Source organism: Winogradskyella luteola, from assembly GCF_019203985.1.
GTDB classification, from domain to species: Bacteria; Bacteroidota; Bacteroidia; order Flavobacteriales; family Flavobacteriaceae; genus Winogradskyella; species Winogradskyella luteola.
Window position 1 is genome coordinate 414,889 of record NZ_JAGSPD010000001.1, and the last position, 17,965, is coordinate 432,853.

General features: G+C 34.2%; 16 protein-coding genes. 5 read left to right on the forward strand and 11 right to left on the reverse strand.

From position 1 onward, the window contains the following. The first annotated feature begins 9 nt into the window (after window positions 1-9). Together KCG49_RS02035 and KCG49_RS02040 are read left to right on the forward strand one after the other, a co-directional pair. On the forward strand, window positions 10-408 hold the full coding sequence (locus tag KCG49_RS02035) for a hypothetical protein (RefSeq protein WP_218544500.1): 399 nt from the start codon (window positions 10-12) through the stop codon (window positions 406-408). Then, window positions 401-652 carry a hypothetical protein gene (locus KCG49_RS02040; protein ID WP_218544501.1) on the forward strand — a complete coding sequence of 84 codons (252 nt, stop codon included), beginning with the start codon at window positions 401-403 and terminating at the stop codon, window positions 650-652. Before KCG49_RS02035 ends, KCG49_RS02040 begins: the two co-directional genes overlap by 8 nt. Window positions 653-758: 106 nt before the next feature. On the opposite strand, the gene KCG49_RS02045 is transcribed toward KCG49_RS02040, so the two are convergent. The 4 genes from KCG49_RS02045 to KCG49_RS02060 all read right to left on the reverse strand — a co-directional run bounded on the left by KCG49_RS02045 (window position 759) and on the right by KCG49_RS02060 (window position 6,584). Then, window positions 759-2,138: a dihydrolipoamide acetyltransferase family protein gene (locus tag KCG49_RS02045; RefSeq protein ID WP_218544502.1), complete on the reverse strand. Its 1,380-nt coding sequence runs from the start codon at window positions 2,136-2,138 to the stop codon at window positions 759-761. Window positions 2,139-2,227: 89 nt separating this feature from the next. Next, the gene (locus KCG49_RS02050; protein WP_218544503.1) at window positions 2,228-3,328 is read right to left on the reverse strand and encodes a glycosyltransferase family 2 protein; all 1,101 of its coding nucleotides are present in this window, start codon (window positions 3,326-3,328) and stop codon (window positions 2,228-2,230) included. Between the two features lie 6 nt (window positions 3,329-3,334). Beyond that, window positions 3,335-3,952 carry a recombination mediator RecR gene (gene recR / locus KCG49_RS02055; RefSeq protein WP_218544504.1) on the reverse strand — a complete coding sequence of 206 codons (618 nt, stop codon included), beginning with the start codon at window positions 3,950-3,952 and terminating at the stop codon, window positions 3,335-3,337. Window positions 3,953-4,037: 85 nt separating this feature from the next. Further along, a complete protein-coding gene (locus KCG49_RS02060) occupies window positions 4,038-6,584 on the reverse strand; it encodes a T9SS type A sorting domain-containing protein (protein ID WP_218544505.1) in 2,547 nt (848 codons plus the stop codon). An 80-nt stretch (window positions 6,585-6,664) separates the two neighbouring features. Here KCG49_RS02060 and KCG49_RS02065 point away from each other — a divergent pair, with 80 nt between their 5' ends. After that, window positions 6,665-8,131, forward strand: a complete 1,467-nt coding sequence (locus tag KCG49_RS02065) for a sodium:solute symporter (protein ID WP_218544506.1) — start codon at window positions 6,665-6,667, stop codon at window positions 8,129-8,131. Here the strand turns inward: KCG49_RS02065 and KCG49_RS02070 are convergent. Continuing rightward, on the reverse strand, window positions 8,102-8,464 hold the full coding sequence (locus KCG49_RS02070) for a CoA-binding protein (protein WP_218544507.1): 363 nt from the start codon (window positions 8,462-8,464) through the stop codon (window positions 8,102-8,104). The two genes, KCG49_RS02065 and KCG49_RS02070, sit on opposite strands and share 30 nt — an antisense overlap. A gap of 102 nt (window positions 8,465-8,566) precedes the next feature. Between KCG49_RS02070 and KCG49_RS02075 the strand changes: the two genes are divergently transcribed. Beyond that, the gene (locus tag KCG49_RS02075; protein WP_218544508.1) at window positions 8,567-11,041 is read left to right on the forward strand and encodes a TonB-dependent receptor; all 2,475 of its coding nucleotides are present in this window, start codon (window positions 8,567-8,569) and stop codon (window positions 11,039-11,041) included. Window positions 11,042-11,448: 407 nt separating this feature from the next. Here the strand turns inward: KCG49_RS02075 and KCG49_RS02080 are convergent, their stop codons facing one another. The 4 genes from KCG49_RS02080 to KCG49_RS02095 form a co-directional block, all read right to left on the reverse strand. Beyond that, window positions 11,449-11,880: a hypothetical protein gene (locus KCG49_RS02080; protein ID WP_218544509.1), complete on the reverse strand. Its 432-nt coding sequence runs from the start codon at window positions 11,878-11,880 to the stop codon at window positions 11,449-11,451. A gap of 154 nt (window positions 11,881-12,034) precedes the next feature. Further along, window positions 12,035-12,562 (reverse strand): DUF4274 domain-containing protein, encoded by a 528-nt coding sequence (locus KCG49_RS02085; protein WP_218544510.1) that lies wholly within the window; start codon window positions 12,560-12,562, stop codon window positions 12,035-12,037. A gap of 195 nt (window positions 12,563-12,757) precedes the next feature. Beyond that, the gene (locus KCG49_RS02090) at window positions 12,758-13,414 is read right to left on the reverse strand and encodes a putative signal transducing protein (RefSeq protein ID WP_218544511.1); all 657 of its coding nucleotides are present in this window, start codon (window positions 13,412-13,414) and stop codon (window positions 12,758-12,760) included. A 160-nt stretch (window positions 13,415-13,574) separates the two neighbouring features. Further along, entirely contained in the window at window positions 13,575-13,970 is a 396-nt protein-coding gene (locus KCG49_RS02095) for a hypothetical protein (protein ID WP_218544512.1), read from the reverse strand. Between the two features lie 295 nt (window positions 13,971-14,265). On the opposite strand from KCG49_RS02095, the gene KCG49_RS02100 reads away from it, so the two are divergent. Then, window positions 14,266-15,543, forward strand: coding sequence for a TolB family protein (locus KCG49_RS02100; RefSeq protein ID WP_218544513.1), 1,278 nt, complete (start codon window positions 14,266-14,268; stop codon window positions 15,541-15,543). 293 nt (window positions 15,544-15,836) lie between these two features. On the opposite strand, the gene KCG49_RS02105 is transcribed toward KCG49_RS02100, so the two are convergent. Then, entirely contained in the window at window positions 15,837-16,736 is a 900-nt protein-coding gene (locus tag KCG49_RS02105; protein ID WP_218544514.1) for a hypothetical protein, read from the reverse strand. Window positions 16,737-17,228: 492 nt separating this feature from the next. Beyond that, window positions 17,229-17,906 carry a hypothetical protein gene (locus KCG49_RS02110; protein ID WP_218544515.1) on the reverse strand — a complete coding sequence of 226 codons (678 nt, stop codon included), beginning with the start codon at window positions 17,904-17,906 and terminating at the stop codon, window positions 17,229-17,231. Window positions 17,907-17,965: the final 59 nt, after the last annotated feature.

The window sequence follows — 17,965 nt, forward strand, 5'->3', positions numbered from 1 at the left end:
TAAAAAAATATGTCAAATTACTTTAAACACAAAATGAGAGGCAAATCACCTGGTGAAATTGCTGGAATGATAATATTTGGTACCATATTTATAACTGGTCTAGCCATATTATTTGGCTTTGTTATCATGTGGCTATGGAATTGGTTAATGCCAATGATTTTTGGACTTACTACACTAACATTTTGGGAGGCCGTAGGAGTTTTTATTCTATTTAAAATCCTTCTGGGTGGCTGCGGTGGTTTTGGCGGTAAAGACAAGAAAAAAACCAAAACGTCGAATTGTAATCACGAATCTAAAAGGCAATTCTCTAAATGGGAACATTATGACAACTTTTGGAAAGAAGAAGGTAACAAAGCTTATGAAGCTTATATAAATCGTTTAACTTCTAAAGAAGAAACTAATGATTAGTCCATTTTATAAAAGTCAAAAAAATGGTTTTAAAATTCAAATTTTTAAAACAAACATAAAAACAAAACTAGAGCTAAACAGCATAAAAGTATTGCTTAATTCTAATTCTAGTATTCTAAATTGGTCTATAGACTTAGAAGACATTGACAAAGTATTAAGAGTTGAATCTCAAAAAAATTTAAGCGAAAAAGATGTAATCAACCTAATAAAATCTGGAGGATTCCATTGTGAAGAATTAAACTAATACCACACAATAAAACTAAGAACTATTTATTCTCATACAAAAAAGCACAGTTAAAATCTGTGCTTTTAATTTTATAAGAGTAATTGACCTGTAAAGATACTTTAGTTTAAATTTCTCTACTAGAATCCCAAGCTTCTATATAATCTTTTACAGCTTTTACAAACTGCCCACCTAGAGCACCATTTACCACACGATGGTCATAGGAATGTGACATGAACATTTTATAACGGATACCAATAAAATCTCCTTGTGGAGTTTCTATAACTGCTGGCACTTTTCTAATGGCACCAAGTGCTAAAATACCAACTTGAGGTTGATTAATAATTGGAGTCCCCATGATACTACCAAATGTACCGACATTGGTTACAGTATATGTACCACCTTGTATGTCATCTGGTTTTAATTTGTTTTCTCTGGCTCTACCCGCTAAATCATTTACTTTTTTGGCCATACCTAAAAGATTTAACTGATCGGCATCTTTAATGACCGGTACAATTAAATTTCCATCTGGTAAAGCTGCTGCCATACCTAAATTGATATGCTTCTTTTTAATGATATTGTCGCCCTGTACCGAAATATTCATCATTGGATAGTCGCGTAATGCCTTTGCCACGGCTTCCATAAATATTGGTGTAAAGGTTAGGTTTTCACCTTCACGTTTTTTAAAGTCGTTTTTATACTTATTTCTCCAGTTCCAAATATCTGTAACATCGGCTTCAATAAACGATTGTACATGTGCTGACGTTTGCACAGAATCAACCATATGCTTAGAGATGAGCTTACCCATTCTGGTCATTTCTATAATTTCATCTTCGCCAGAAGCAACTACTGGAGCAGCAGCTGGTTTATCCGAAGATTTTGGCACCTCTGTTTTTTGTACTTCGACTGCAACACGACTGTGCTCAGCGGCCTCATTCACTGTGGTATCTTGATTTACTTCAACTGCTTTTGTCGCTAAAGCTTGTGCAGACCCACGAGATTCTAAATATGATTTAATATCATTTTTAGTAACACGACCATCTTTCCCTGATCCAGAAATAGCGTCTAACTCTGCTTGGGAAACACCTTCTTGCTTTGCTATATTTTTAACCAAAGGCGAGTAAAAACGTTCACCAGAAGAAATTACAGGTTCTACAGTAGTCTTTGCTGCTGTAACCGTCTGTGCAACTTCAGCAACAGCTTTTGGTGCATCAGATTCAACAGCAGATTCTGCTTTTGGAGCTACCACTTCGCTACCGCCTTCACCTTCTATTTCTATGACAGCTATAGTCTGACCAACTTGCACAACATCATTCACATTGAAGAGTTTTTCAACCAATACACCATCTACTTCACTTGGGACTTCACTATCCACCTTATCCGTAGCGATTTCTAAAACGGCTTCATCTGCTTCAATTGTATCACCAACATCTTTTAACCAAGACGTTATCGTTGCTTCCGCAACACTTTCACCCATTTTAGGTAACTTAAGTTCAAACTTTGCCATATCTATAATTTGAAGGTCTTTATTAGCTAATTGAATGCAAAATTAGTAAAAAATAGTGTGTTTTGCTGATTTTTATTCAACTAAAACATTTAGAAGTGTAATACCTCTCCTCTACTGACATTGCTATCACTTCCAAGGATAAAATTACTATTTTTTGGTAATATTCTATATGAATTTTTGCCAGTAATATTTTTAGACTTCATGTAGTCTATTATAGACTTATAACTAACGTGATTAGCATCGAACACAATTAAAGCATTATTAATAGCACCTGAAAGATTTGCGACTTTTGAAACGGGCTGAGGCAATTTTGGTTTTAATGCTTCGGGCATATTATTAGAAACAATTATCGTTTTTATAATGTCACTTTCTTTTATTTCAGGAATACTTCTTCTCTTTTTAGATGCTAGCTTTGTACTTAGTTTTACCAAAAGAGAGAACACTATATTTTTACTAAAATGTTTCCTATAAAAAATTTCCATCGCCCCATAAAAACGCTTGGCATAAACCTTATCCTTTAAGGTGCTTTCGCCTTTAAAGTGTATGATACTTGTTTTACCAAAATAGTAATTGGAGAAACCAGCCTTTAGAATTTTAAAAGATAAGTCGATATCCTCACCATACATGAAATAATCTTCATCAAAACCCCCAACAGAATTATAAGTCTCTTGTTTTAAAAACATAAATGCGCCAACCAAAACATCTGTTTTTCCTATGCCATTTTCGTCTATATCTAAATTATAATAGTTGTTTGCATAACCCATCATTTTTTGAAACGCAATTCGTGCTGTTGGGATATGACGTTTGCTTTCTGGTAAAAATTCCCCATTACCATCAATCAATTGACAACCGATAATACCTAAATTTTGCTTTGTTTCAGCAAACTGAAGTACGTTTTTAAATATATCTTCTGCTACAACCGTATCAGGATTGAGAACGCACAAATACTCCCCCTTTGCTTTTGCAACACCTAAATTGTTTCCTTTTGAAAAGCCTGAGTTTTCATTATTCTCAATCAAAATTACATTAGGAAATTGTTGCTTTACCATTTTGCAACTATCATCTGACGAATTGTTATCCACTACAATAATTTCGGCTTCCAAATCTTTAATAGCAGCTTCAACACTTTTAAGGCATAATTCCAAAAAGTAGCGTACATTATAATTTAAAATGATAACTGATAACCTCACAATTGACTAAGATTTTAGAGAAGTTTCAAAAGGCACACGATCCATGATACTTCGACCAAGCGTTATTTCGTCGGTATATTCGAGTTCATTTCCAGCGGCGACTCCTCTTGCAATAGTTGACATGGTAATATTACAATCTTGTATTTGCCTGAAAATATAAAAGTTAGTAGTATCTCCTTCCATCGTTGGGCTCATAGCAAAAATAAGTTCCTTAATCTTTCCTGTTTTCACTTTTTCAACTAGACTATTAATATTTAAATCCTGAGGTCCAATACCATCCATAGGAGAAATCTTTCCGCCCAAAACGTGATATAATCCTTTAAATGAACTTGTGTTTTCAATGGCCATAACGTCTCTTATATCTTCAACCACACAAATCAATTCTTCATTACGGTTGGGGTTTTCGCAGATTTCGCACAAAGTTTTATCACTTATATTATAGCAAGATTTACAAAAATTAATTTCTGCTCTAACTCTAGACAATGCCTCTGATAACTGAAATGTTTGATGCTCTGGCTGACGTAGTAAATGGAGTACCAATCTCAAGGCTGTTCGCTTACCTATACCCGGTAGTTGCGACATTTCGTTCACCGCATTTTCTAAGAGTTTTGATGAAAATTCCATAAATGCGAAGTTACTGATTTTTGGATATAAAAAAACCCAATTGCTTGTGATTTACAATTGGGCTTAATTACTATTTGTTTAGCTCTTATTTTAAAATAAGCTGCTTTGTTATTTCTCCTTTTGTACTATTCAGTTTTACAAAATACATACCTGCATTAAATGAAGATACATCTATTTTATGTCCATTAAACAGGTTCACTTTTTTTCCATAAAACATAAGTTTACCTGTGGTATTGTAAACTCTAATGCTAACATCTTCTTGTTCATTCCATTTGAGGTTGACTTCATTAGTAGCAGGATTTGGATACATTGAAAAATCACTAAGCTCAAAATTATCTACACTTAAGCTTTCATTGTATAAATTTGATCTCCACAGACCTCTTCCATAGGTTGCTGCATATAATCTATTATCAGCTGTATTTACCTCTAGCTCATTAATTCTAACATTGGGTAATCCATTATTAAAAGGCACCCAAGTATTACCTAAGGTATTATCTGTATAATAGACACCATAATTCATACCTACATACAATCCGTCTTCTCCATTGTTTTGCCAAGCTAATGCCTGAGCTGAGAAATTCGGTAAATCCCAACGTATTGGGGACCATGAAGCACCGTTATCAGTACTAACATAAACCTTTTCATTGTTGGTCGTAGCTATCGCCACTCTTGATGGGTCAGTTGGATGTACGGCAATTTCGTTTATTCGACCTCCAAATAAATTGAGTACACCTTGAGACCAAGATGTTCCACCATCTGTAGAATACCTAAATACACCTTCTATGGACAAGTAGAGCATTTGATTATTGGTAGGTGCTACTTTGAAGTGGTCGATATTAGATCCGAAATTAGGAGATATTGATGCCCATGAAAATCCTCCATCTAAGGATTTATATACTTCGTCAAAAGCACAGTAGATAACATCTTGAGTTATTGGATCCTGCTCAAAAGGCACAATCCAATTCCACGGAAATTCACCTCCTTTATCATCTGGCTGTGTTACTCCTGACACATTTAATCCGCCATTAAATGACTTAACAAATGAACCAAATTGTGATGTGCCATAGAGAATCTGCGAATTATTTTTATCCACAAAGCCCTCCATACCATCTGCTCCCCACCAATCTGTCCAATTGCCATCTGTACCAAGTACCGAAGAACCGTTGTCTTGAGATCCACCCGTAACCACTACAGGATCTGTCTGACTAATTCCAAATCTGTAGAATTGTCTAATTCCCAAACCTGTTGTTAAATCTGTGTAATAATTACTATTTACAACTGTTGGATTTTCCGCTTTATAAATACCCCCATCTGTGCCAACAAAAAGCTTGGCATTAGTACCCGTACCGCTAAACAGCATAATATCTACATCTGCATGACAGTAACCGATATTCTCAGCAAAAGCACTAAATGGCACCCATTGTGAGCTAATATTAAAATCAACCCCACCATTTGTAGATCTCCAAGTATTAATACCTGCTATGTGAACATCATTCACATCATTTGGATTGACTGTTATATCCATATCCCTTGGAGCTTGTCCAACCCCAGCATCATTCGGATCTTCGGGATTTGATGAGTAACCAAAATAATTTTTACCTGTGTGATCTAGTTTTGTAAAAGTAGATCCACTATCTGTAGATTTATATAGAGCGCCAAATGCACCGCCAGAATCTTCAACAACATAAACTACATTAGGATTATTAGCAGATACACCAATCATTTTAGGGCCATTTGAAAATTGGTTTGGACCTACTCCATCTATTTCTAAAAAGCTTAATCCGTCATTGACTGATTTATAGAAGCTACTACCAGAAGCATATATAACACTAGGATCACCTGGTTTAAACTCAAAATCGTAACCACTTCCTGTAACCACAAAGAATATTGAACTCCATGAGGAACCACCATTTGTAGATTTATACAATCCATTACCTTGAGCGCTGGCATACATTTTTGAAGTATCGGTAGGGTGTATTAAAATTTTGTTTACGTTTCCACCAGATAAGTTACTATGAAGGCTCCAAGTTGCACCACTGTCTGTAGATTTAAATATAGAACCACCTGTAGATCCCCAATAATACGTAGAGCTACTCAAAGGATCTATAGCTAGTGAATATACGTCGATATTAGATAGGTTATCTGTTAAAACTGTCCAACTTGTTCCACCATCTGTACTTCTCCAAACTCCACCAGTTTGACTACCTACTATTATGTGGTCTATGTTATTGTCATCAACGGCTATTGAAGTAATTCGTCCTACACCAGGATTATAGCCCGAAGTTGCATTCCAATAGGTTGGCCCCATATCTTCCCAAGTACCAACTACAGTTCTTGCTGCCAAACCTTCGCTGTTTATTCTAGCATTATAGTTTTGTAATTCGTTGTAATAAAACTCTGGGGATTTTAATTTGCCTGTTTCGTCCATAGAACGTTCAGCAAAATATTGCCAACGCTTAAAAGGCTTATAACCTGTTCCCCGGCTTCGCCCCACAGTATCAAAATGATTTTCTGCAACCTCTGAGATGTATTCTACAGTATGTATTCCTTCCGCTATTAATTCTCTGTAATCTTGACAGAAAGCACTAAAAGTAAATAAAGAAAATGCTAATAATAGGATATTATTTTTCATAAAATTTAGGGTATAAATAGCTCTTTTTTTTCAAATGTACTATTTTCCGTAAAAATTTCCAGTATAAAAGTCTCCATAATATGAGTTCTACTTCAATATTAATCTTAATTGTAAGCTATTTTGCTGTACTTGTTTTAATATCCTATTTCACAGGAAAGGAAGACTCGAACGCTGCATTTTTTAAAGCCAATAAATCTGCACCTTGGTATCTGGTAGCCTTTGGAATGATCGGAGCATCATTGTCTGGAGTTACTTTTATTTCTGTTCCTGGGGCTGTTGAGGCAAAACAATTTGGATATATGCAGGTTGTTTTTGGATACTTTTTCGGTTATTTAATTATTGCCTATGTTTTACTTCCACTTTACTATAGACTCAATTTAACTTCAATTTACACCTATTTAAAGGATAGGTTTGGCAATGTGAGTTACAAAACTGGTTCTGTTGCTTTTTTAATATCTAGAACTGTAGGGGCTTCGTTTCGTTTATTTTTAGTTGCTAAGGTATTACAGCTATTGGTATTTGATATGTTTAATGTTCCTTTTGTGATAACCGTTATTATAACGATTGCCCTAATTTGGCTCTACACGTTTAGAGGTGGTATTAAGACTATTATTTTTACCGATACACTTCAGACGCTATTTATGTTAGTTTCTGTTGTGGTTACCATTATCTTTCTAGCTTCGGCTTTAGACTTAAATAGTGTATCGGCAGTTATTGACAATGCTAAGGAAAGCCATCTCAGTAAGGTTTTCTTTTTTAATGATGGTAACGACCCTCAATATTTTTGGAAGAGTTTCTTATCTGGAATCTTTATTACCATCACCATGACTGGTTTAGATCAGGATATGATGCAAAAGAATTTGACTTGCCGTAATCTAAAAGATGCCCAAAAGAATATGGTATCATTTAGTATAGTGCTGATATTTGTTAATTTGCTCTTTATGATTCTCGGTTTAATGCTTACCCAATATGCCGAAATCAATAGTATAGAAGCCAAAAAAGATGATTTGTTTCCCACTATTGCAATGTTACCCGAAATCGGTGTGGCAACTTCAGCATTTTTCCTACTTGGGCTTATTGCCGCAGCTTACTCAAGTGCCGATTCAGCTTTAACCTCCTTAACCACTTCATTTTGTATCGATATTGTTGAAATTGAAAACAAAGCAGAAAGAGAACGCAAAAAAATTAGAAAACAAGTACATATAGGTTTTAGCATTGTTTTAATTTTGGTTATTCTATTGTTTAATACGATTTTTACTGATATTTCAGTCATCTGGGAACTTTTTAAAGCAGCAGGATATACCTATGGACCACTATTGGGTATGTTTGCTTTTGGTTTGTTGACCAAATGGCAGATTAAGGATAGATGGGTTTGGGTAATCGCAATAGTTGCGCCTATAATTTCCTATGGCTTAAACAGTAATTCTAAGGCTTTATTTAATGGCTACGAAATAGGATTTGAAATTTTAATCATTAATGGATTATTAATGTTTATCGGACTTATGTGCATCAAAAAATCAGTACTGACCAGTGCCCAACAAAACTAATGTACAAGCAACTTCATAATCGATTTCATTTTGCTTTAGGAGATTATAGAATTCAGGATTCTCTGTTCCAGGATTGAAAATTACCCGTTTTGGTCGCAGCCCAATAATGTAGTCGTAATAAGATTGCTGTCGTTTTGGATTTAAATAAAGTGTTACTGTATCAATATTAGTATAGGACATCAACTCCGTATCAATTTCCACATCATTCACCTTACCAGATTTAAGCCCGAAAGCTACAACTTCATGATTATACATTCTAAGTCTATTAATGGCCATATTGGAATAACGTTGTGGCTTTAGTGAAGCTCCGATAACAAGTGTTTTTTTAGTCATATTGTTAAAAAGATGTTAAGGTGTGTTAAATAAGGTAACTTAATATAAAAGTAGTCGTCTACATTTTAAGAAACTATCAATCAATCAAAAAACAATCAAAAAATGAAGCATTTCTTCGCAATGCTTATTATGATCTCATCGATCGTAATAGGTGCTCAACCCAATTCAAATTCAGAAATTAAAAACGGCTCTATAACTGGGCGCGTCTTAGATGCAGAGCTCAACGAACCTCTGCCCTACGTTAATATCATTGTAAAAGATGCGAAAGGCAAACTAATTACAGGAGGTATCACCGATAATAATGGCATGTTTAACATCAATAAAATTCCTGAGGGTTCAATTGATGTGGAAATCACTTTTATAGGTTACAAAAGTATTCTAAAGCAAGAAACTATAGGAAAAGGCAACTACGATATAAACTTGGGAGACTTAATGCTCGAAGAAGATGCTGAAAACTTAGATGAGGTTACTGTTGTTGCTGAAACCTCAACCATTCAACAAAAAATTGACCGAAAAGTAGTTAACGTCGGAAAGGATTTAACAACATCTGGCCCTACGGCTTCAGATATAATGAACAACATTCCGTCAGTAAATGTGGATCAACAAACTGGTGATATTGCACTACGAGGCAACCAAAACGTTCAGGTAATGGTAGATGGAAAGCTATCTAATATCCCTGCAGCTCAATTATTGAGACAGATTCCTTCAACCTCTATTAAACAAATTGAATTAATTACCAATCCATCTGCTAAATATAACCCTGATGGGATGAGCGGTATTATCAATATAATACTCCATAAAAACGTTAACATTGGTTTTAATGGTAATCTCAATTTTGGATTGGGTTACCAAATTGAACCTAAGTTTAATAGTTCCATAGATATGAATTACAGAAATGGTAAGCTCAATTTTTATGGAAGTTACGGCAATAATATTTCTCGAAACGCCAATGAAGGTATTTTAGAACAGATAGAATCCGACCTGACACAATTGTTTGATATTACGGACATACGCAACTCCCATTTGTTTAAAGTTGGTGTGGATTATTACATCAATGATAAAAACACCTTTTCTGTATTTACCAACCAAAACGTATTTGATGGTGGTGCATTGGGAGAAACCGATTTGCTTTTTGGTAATGACCCAAGTTTTAATCAATTTCAAGTATTTGACAATACCAATGAAAATAACAGTCAACAATACAACGTTAATTACAAGCTAGAATTTGATAAAGAAGGTCACAATATAGAGCTGGAAGCAGATCATAATATTTTTAATAACGATATTTTTACAGACAACAATTTCAGCGGTGTTGGCAGCCGACCAGATTTTGACGAATTTACCGATGTTGATAGATCTAGGACTGAAATCAATTTAGATTATGTAAACCCTTTATCCGAAACTTCAAAATTAGAGCTTGGAGCACAAGCACGATTATTTGAAAATACAATAGATTACAATTCCGATGGTAGAGTGCTTAATGAATTTGGAAATTACATACCAACTGCAACTAACTTTAATTACGAAAGAAACATTTATTCTCTCTACGCCAGCTACAGTTTACAAAAAGACAAATGGTCTTACCAATTTGGTTTAAGAGCTGAAACTGTCAATGTTGATGCTTTGGCATTAGATACAGATTTGACCAATAACAATGTTACTGAATTTCCTTTTGAAAACGATTACACACAAATTTATCCATCTGCATTTATAACGTATGAAGCTTCAGAAAAAAACTCATATCAATTTAGTTTTAGCAGACGTGTGGACCGACCAGGTGTCGGACAGGTTAATCCTATTCCAGAATTTAATACACCCTTGATTTCACAATTCGGTAATCCGGAGTTAGAGCCACAATTTACCAACTCAGTAGAAGTTAATTATACCAGAAATCTAGAAAAAGGAAGCATTACAGCTGGTGTATTTTACCGACTTATAGAAGATGAAATCAACCAAGGTGTATTTGTAGATCGTACAACGTTGGGCTCTGGTCGGGTTATTTTAAGAATTGACAACTTTGATAATACTTCTGCGTTTGGATTTGAAGTTTCAGGTAATTACAAACCCACAAAATGGTGGAGCTTCAATGCAAGCTTTGACATGTATGGCAGAAGACAACGTGGATTTGCCGAAACTTTAGATCCAACGATTCAAAACCCAACTGAAGATGACATTGAATTAAACAATGTTGAAGTTGATAACCTTATTTACAACTTTAGAGTATTCAATAATTTTAAAGTGAGCAAAAAGTTATCTTTCTCGGCATTTGCCATGTACAGAGGAAAAGACACCGGTCTTAATTTTGAAATGGATCCTATGTATTTTGCCAACTTAGGTATGCGTTACAATTTCTTGGAAGACAACAGAGCTACCTTTAGTTTAAACTTTAACAACGTTTTTGATACGCAAGAAATTAATATTTTAAGTGAGAGACCATTTCGGCAAGAGGTTAACTTTATGCCAGAATTCAACACTGTTTACGCCGGTTTATCTTATCGCTTTGGTGGTGGAAAATACAGGGCAAAATCCCGAAAACGAAGAGATAATGACGAAAAGTCTGGTGGTGGATTTTTGTAAAAATGTTAAAACTGGTATTACGGTCACAATAACTGTCACAAAGTGTGCTGTACAAGAGTCTTTAATATAAGAATGAAAAAGCTTAAAAAGTATATTTAATAGTTTGCATAAATAGTTGATGGTTAGTGTTAATGTTTAGCTATTAAATAAGAAAACCCTGATAAACTTCCCAGTTATCAGGGTTTTTGTTAAATACACGTTAAAAATGCAAAGCTGTGAAATAAAACCGAAAGTATTACGTCTATATACGTGAGATAAGTTTTAAGTAATAGTAATTATAAATTAATTTTTATAATAGTGTTAGTTAAGTTGGTTAATAGCTGAAAAGCCCAAACAATTTTAGATTGTTTGGGCTTTTTAAATTGGCGAGACCATGTAATTACTTATGGTCATTGTTACAACAAGTTTTATGTTTTTGATTTTCTAATAAATTCCAATATTTTCCCATTTAACAATACAATTGAAATGGTGTCAGCCTCTATTTTCTTTAACATTTTTGTTTCGTTACTGTTTTCAAAATTCAGATTGTAAGTTAAGCTGTTACCCGTTTCATTCATTCGACTTGAATAGAACATACTGTCAACTTTTTTTAATTTCCCAAAGACTGAAGATTTAACTTCTTTTACAATATCATTATTGCTCAAATCGAAATTAGGACTTGATTCAATTACGACGGTTAAGCCGCTTTTTTTTGGTTCTATGAACTGTATGTAATATCCGGCTCTGATGTTTAAAAACTTGTCCTTATCATATTCCACTTTTGCAAAAGCTAATTCATCATTAGGCAATTCAATTCCGGTATAATCATACTCGTGGAAATGTCCTTTAGGGCAAGCCATTAGTGTAAAACAAGTTAAAATCAGAAGCGCTATTTTTATTTTCGATGTCATGCGTCTATTTGGTCAAATTACTTAAAATGGTCTTGTGCACGGCTATCTGCTGGAAAATGTTCAATAGACTTTTTCTACCGTGGCCTAAAGACAGTAACTGTTACTATTCGATTTCGTATCTCTCGAAAAGTTCTTCTATCCTTCGGTAATATGAGTTGGGAAGTCCGTTTGTATATAATGTGTGATCGATGGGACCAATTCGTTTTCCATTTAGTTTTTCAAACATGACTTTTGGGATTTCACGTACTCTTTTTAAATCCGAATCAATGATAGTCCTGTCAGCTGATTTATCATAACCTTCTCTTAATTCAATATTTTTTGGATCACATTCAAGTTCATTCAGTTTATAAAAACCACTACAGTATCGTTTTTCTATATCTTCAGTGAAATCGAAATCATCGCTATACCAACTTTCCTTTTCTTCAACCTCGTCTGCATTTTTGAATTGTTTAGCAAAATAAGGTTCTGACATCCAGTAAGCTGCCAGTATAATAGCTTTATCAATCTTTGGATTTTCTTTTAACCAATCTAAAAGATATTCATTATCATCCCAATTTGATGCCATCAATGAATGATATAATTCTCCTTGTGAAGCTGAATTTAAAAATTCATTCCATATAGAATGTTCCATTTCAAGAAATTTATCTCCGTCAATCTTTTCTTTCATATATGTTCAGGTTTATTGTCAACGTGTTTGTTTATGGCTCGTTGCGGAAAATCGTAGCTGATTTTGCGCCGTAGCCGAAAGATAGTAAATAAGCGTTGAATTCCGATTAGGAATTCAACCGCAATGAATTATAGCAATTATTGTACAACGTTTTTCATTTTAAAATTGTCCGATTACTTTTAAAAGTAAAGCAGTTGGTGCTATTATTAATCCAATGTAAAAAATGTGCTTTCCGTGCTTTCTGTCATTTGCCGAATATGAATATGCTTTTTGTCCATTCGGCAATGTTTTTTTAGAAGTCCACAAAAAATATCCAATTATCAGTCCTAAAAAACCGCCTAAAAGTGAAAAAATATATCCAGCAATGATCCAAGATTTTTGGTTTTCTTCTGGTTTTGCTAAATCTCTTAATCTTTCATTTTTCAATGAATTCAGAAGTTCTTTGTCAACTGATTTTCCTCTCTGTTTTAGTATTTTTTGAGCAAGAGTATAGTCAAACGCATTCCATTCGTCTGACTTTAGCAAAATCTCAAAAAGTTCCTCGTCTGTAAATTCAAATAGATAATAGTCCTTATCAATTTGGTCAATTAAATTTTCCGCATTCTTTTCAAGAATTTCTTCCGCTTTTTCAAAGTCAGATTGTTTAATTCTAACTTCGAATTCGTTTTGCAAGGTGTTTCCAGAAAATGTGACATCAACAGGCGGAATATTATCGGCAAGTACTGATTCAATTCCGTTTTCTTTAAGCAATTCTTTCAATTCGTTTGCTTGTTCTAAAGTCGGAAACTTTTTAAATATTGAATAATTTTCTGTCATTTACGAAATTTTGGTCAAATGTTGCACAATGGTTTTGGCTATGAACAGTTGTGCGGGTTAGCACTTAACTTTATAAGTACACACCAAGTTGGAAATTTCGAAAAAATTTCCAACTTGGGCGAGAACAAGCAATTACTTATAGCATTGTTAGCTTTAGTTACTAATTCATCTCAACATTTTCATCATATTTTTGAACAAACCGTTTTAATTTTTCAGAAATCAGTTTACAATCTTTTAGAGTTCCATCCGAAACTAATTTCTTAATTAAAAGTTTTTTAGTGAATACATACGAAGAAGAAGTAAAAGACATATCCTCTTCAAAAAAGGTTACTTTAGTATATAATGATACATAAGGACTATTGTGAATGAATTTTAAAAAAAATAGTTCATTTCCACTCATATCAGAGAAACTAACATTATTTGAATCCCCAGAGATTTTAAGGCACTCTTTTCCGTCAACATAGACAGTATTTTTTTTTATTTTAATTTTTTGTGCATTTACAAATGATACGAAAAATACACTCATCGTAATAATCACTAAAATTCTTTTTTTCATTTCTAATATTTTAAATGTTTGTTTTTAATTAAAGGTAACGGTTTTTTGTATGGCTCGTTACGTGCAAATTAGCGATTATTTTCGGCTTATGCACAAGCTAAATTTTTAAATTTTACTATTTATCTTTTTTATTGGAAATCGTCAAATTTAAAAATTTGGAGACTTTCCAAATGTACCTTAACTTCGATTAAAAAACTGATTATCAATGATATATATACGGTGTTGTGGTATCGCTTTTTTATTTGATGACATTTCCATTTTAATTCGATGTATAGATAAATAACATCAAACTAATATGAAAAAAAGTATCATTTTATTATTTCTAATATATTTTTTAATAGGATGTACATCAGACGACAGTAATCCAAATACTAGCAATGTCACAGTCTCAATTGAAGCCTCTGGACTTAACGATGACAAACTGGCGCTGAACAATTCAGCAACCTTTACAGCAATTGTTTCAGGTTTTGAAGGAGATGTGTCTTCTTTAACCTATAGATGGAGGTTATCTACAGAAAATGGCGAACTCTCAGACAGTGAAAATCCGCTACCCAATCCTTCGGTTAGTGGCAGTTCCATAAACTGTGTTGGCAAATCGGAAGGGGATGAAGAGATTACGGTAGAAGTGCTGGATGAATTTAATTCTGTGCTTGCTCTGGCATCTTATACTTTTACAATCCTTCCATCAAATGATCCAGGAGGTTCTTACGGCTGTTTTGATCAGCCAAAACTAATCTACAGAAACGGAACATTTAACTTTGTACTTAATTTTGATGGTACGAACGAAGAGTATCTTGGCATAGGTGGAGGGATAGGTGTGGCCATATCACCAGATGGCGAATGGATTGCCCAAGCGCGAGACACCCAATCTGGATGGCAAATGCACATTTTTAGGTGTGATGGTAGTACCGGATTAATACCCATTCCAGTAACATTTGTGGAAGATGATAGTTGTCCCAAATTCTCACTAGATAGTAAAAAATTATATTTTACAGGAGCTGTAGATTCACCGAGTGCCCCTGTAAATGGGAACATTTATGAAATTTTTGCCTATGATCTTGAGACTGGAGCTTTGAATCAATTGACCTCCGTAGCTGAACAAGGCGATTTTATTTTTGGCTGTTTTGCAATATCTCCTGTAACTGGGGATATAGCTTTTACACGTTACAATTTTGATACAGAGCAAACAAAGCTTGCGTTCCTTCAGCCTGAATCTGGGCTTGTCACAGATTTCACGACTTTTCCACAAGGTTTTGGCAATAGTAATCTAGACTGGTCGCCAGACGCTGGAGATATTATATTTTGGGCACAATTTAACGACACGCCAGGCATTTACAGAATAAACTTGACTAGTGGATCGCAACCGCTTCTTATTTATCAAAACGAAGCAAACTCCGATTTTTCTTTTTCTCCTACCTACTACAACGGTGGAGACCGAATTGCTTGGGTTGGTCCGTCACAAAATGGACAGACTGGTAATAGTCTATTTTCAACGAATGCCAACGGAGAAGACTTACAAACGCTGTTAGATGCAAATTCAAGTATATTCTTACTGTATGGGATTCTGCGTTAAAAGAATGGTTGACAAAAGTTCAAAAAGGGTGCTATTTGGCATCCTTTTTTGATTGATGTAAATAAATCAATTCTCAATTGTAGATTAAATCATTGCTTTTTCTTTTTGGACAACGCACGGCCAAAATGCACCACAACGGTCTCGGCTATGAGTAGTTGCGTGGCTTAGCGATTAACTTTGCAAGTACACACCAAACTGAAAATCCGCGAGGGTTTTCAGAAGCGATGGTCTGAGCCTGTCGAAGACTAGGCGAGAACAAGCAATTACTAATAGCCATTATTGGCGGTAGTTATTTATTGTTCGTTCCAAATTACTTTTTTGTCATTTTTTCCTTTTAGTAAAACCAAATAAGGTTTAGGTGTGCTACCATTAAAAATCAGTTTGGATGAAAACAGAAGTTTTTCGTTACCTAAAAAAGCTACCCAATGAGGCGCATAAGGCTTCTCTAGTTGGCAAATTACTTTTCTGCCTCCCTTATTCGAAATTGTTTCAAATGACCTCTTACCCCAATATGCCATTAGTAATTCTCCATTGTGATAATCTATATCAAATATCCGGTTTCTGTTTAATGGTGCATTTTCAACTTCGTTGTCTAAAAGATTATTCCATGTTTTAAGAATCTTTCCTTTTGGGTTAACCAACCAACAAGTGTTTTCGTCTGTTAATAGAAATTGATTGTTTTCAACTGCTTTTAATCCGTTAATCGGTTTTTGTACTTCAAAATGGTGTTCGATAGGTTCTTCTCCTTTATCCAAACAATAAACTTTTGGATATCTTGCAAACACAATTTGATTATCACTAGGCATAAAAAAACCACCTTCTCCCACTCGCCAATCGTCTTTAAACCAACCCCATATTTCGACTGGCTTTTCGCCCACTTTCATTTTTAGAATTCTACATTGGAATGTTTCGGTTGATTGAATAAATCTTCTTTCAATTATATATACATAATCTTCTTTGTTGTAAAGAATATAGTCGCTTGCAGGAAATTCTGATTTTATGAGTATTTCTGGTTGAGAACCTTCTCTCCAAATCATTATGCATGCATGATGTTCAATATCATTAATTGGATCTATGTAGGACCATAAGACGTTCTTACCTACTGAAATCATGTTTCCAGTTGGGTGAGCAAAAGCAGTTATAGTTACAAAAAGTATTGAAAATATGATTATTATGTTTTTTACTTTTTTCATTGAATTTCGTTTTTTTAATTACCGCCAACGAAAGGGCTACGCGCAGTACGACCCTGACTTTGTGATTTGTTGTAACTGCAAGTTACATAAAAATAGCAAAGGCAAGGTGGGTGTGCCACCCGAGCGAAGCGAACAGATGAATACCAAAAAAACATAGGATACATTAATAAATTGCGTTTAGCCAATGATATGTTGAGTTCACTAGGGCTTTGAGCGCCGTGGATTGCTGATATTCCCAAGATTCCCGTTGATTTAGCAATTTGGTGTAGCCCTTTCGATGATGTCGACTCACAAAATGGCGAGAGTGCGACGATAGGAACACGTAGCAATTTTGTTCGGCGCCAAGCCGAATTCGACATCATCGGTCTCGTGTATGAGTAGTAGCGGATTTTAAGCGACTACTTTTCAAATTACAATATACTTTAATTAAATGAAAAAGCGGTTTGAATTAGCACCCAAACCGCTATTGCTTATGTACATTGTTAGCCATAGTTATTTATTCGATTCAAGAAATTTAGTCATTATTATGTCATTCATTTCTTTTGCCTTTTCAAGAGATTCAATTCCGTTTAGGTCTAAATAATATCCGCCATAAACAAGGTGATTATTTATAAGAATCAAATTGTATACATAAACTACTATGATTTCGTGGTCGTCATAATAAGGCTTTATTAATTTTAAAGCAGATAATATGTTTTCATTCGGTTTATATTCTTCAATAACAATTGGCTTTTCGGAATGTAAAAAAGTTGTGTCAGAATACACTTTTTTTAAAGCTTCCAATCTGTCAACATTAATAGTTCCAGTTTTCTTTTTTTGAATTCGAAATATTCTTTCTAAATCCTTTCCAGTCAATTTCCATTTTTGCTCATTTTTGTTAATCATAAAAACAGCATAATCTTCAAAATCGAGAACATCAAGACTATCTTTTTTTGAAAATGTATAATTGTTTAAATAAACTCCTAGAGTTTTAAACTTATCAGAAATTGATAATTCGTCAAAGTATAATTTTACTGATTTATCCGCATAACATTCCGTCCATTTTCCAAAAGTCGGAAGATTAAAATCGATATGTTCAATTTCATTTTTTTCTTCAGAATAGTAGTCTTCTTTTTTTTCAGATTTACATCCGATTAATAGAAGTAAAAATATGATGTAAGTTCTGGTCATTCTTAATTATGGCTAACGCCCACTGTGTATGACGTAGTGAGGCGCGCCTCACGTAGAGC

Excerpts from the sequence above, each read along its gene's own strand:
- KCG49_RS02100 (WP_218544513.1), top strand. The coding sequence starts at position 14,266 with ATGAAAAAAAGTATCATTTTATTATTTCTAATATATTTTTTAATAGGA.
- KCG49_RS02065 (WP_218544506.1), top strand. The coding sequence starts at position 6,665 with ATGAGTTCTACTTCAATATTAATCTTAATTGTAAGCTATTTTGCTGTA.
- KCG49_RS02080 (WP_218544509.1), bottom strand. The coding sequence starts at position 11,880 with ATGGCTTGCCCTAAAGGACATTTCCACGAGTATGATTATACCGGAATT.
- KCG49_RS02090 (WP_218544511.1), bottom strand. The coding sequence starts at position 13,414 with ATGACAGAAAATTATTCAATATTTAAAAAGTTTCCGACTTTAGAACAA.
- KCG49_RS02085 (WP_218544510.1), bottom strand. The coding sequence starts at position 12,562 with ATGGAACATTCTATATGGAATGAATTTTTAAATTCAGCTTCACAAGGA.
- KCG49_RS02095 (WP_218544512.1), bottom strand. The coding sequence starts at position 13,970 with ATGAAAAAAAGAATTTTAGTGATTATTACGATGAGTGTATTTTTCGTA.
- recR (WP_218544504.1), bottom strand. The coding sequence starts at position 3,952 with ATGGAATTTTCATCAAAACTCTTAGAAAATGCGGTGAACGAAATGTCG.
- KCG49_RS02035 (WP_218544500.1), top strand. The coding sequence starts at position 10 with ATGTCAAATTACTTTAAACACAAAATGAGAGGCAAATCACCTGGTGAA.
- KCG49_RS02045 (WP_218544502.1), bottom strand. The coding sequence starts at position 2,138 with ATGGCAAAGTTTGAACTTAAGTTACCTAAAATGGGTGAAAGTGTTGCG.
- KCG49_RS02110 (WP_218544515.1), bottom strand. The coding sequence starts at position 17,906 with ATGACCAGAACTTACATCATATTTTTACTTCTATTAATCGGATGTAAA.
- KCG49_RS02075 (WP_218544508.1), top strand. The coding sequence starts at position 8,567 with ATGAAGCATTTCTTCGCAATGCTTATTATGATCTCATCGATCGTAATA.
- KCG49_RS02105 (WP_218544514.1), bottom strand. The coding sequence starts at position 16,736 with ATGAAAAAAGTAAAAAACATAATAATCATATTTTCAATACTTTTTGTA.
- KCG49_RS02060 (WP_218544505.1), bottom strand. The coding sequence starts at position 6,584 with ATGAAAAATAATATCCTATTATTAGCATTTTCTTTATTTACTTTTAGT.
- KCG49_RS02040 (WP_218544501.1), top strand. The coding sequence starts at position 401 with ATGATTAGTCCATTTTATAAAAGTCAAAAAAATGGTTTTAAAATTCAA.
- KCG49_RS02070 (WP_218544507.1), bottom strand. The coding sequence starts at position 8,464 with ATGACTAAAAAAACACTTGTTATCGGAGCTTCACTAAAGCCACAACGT.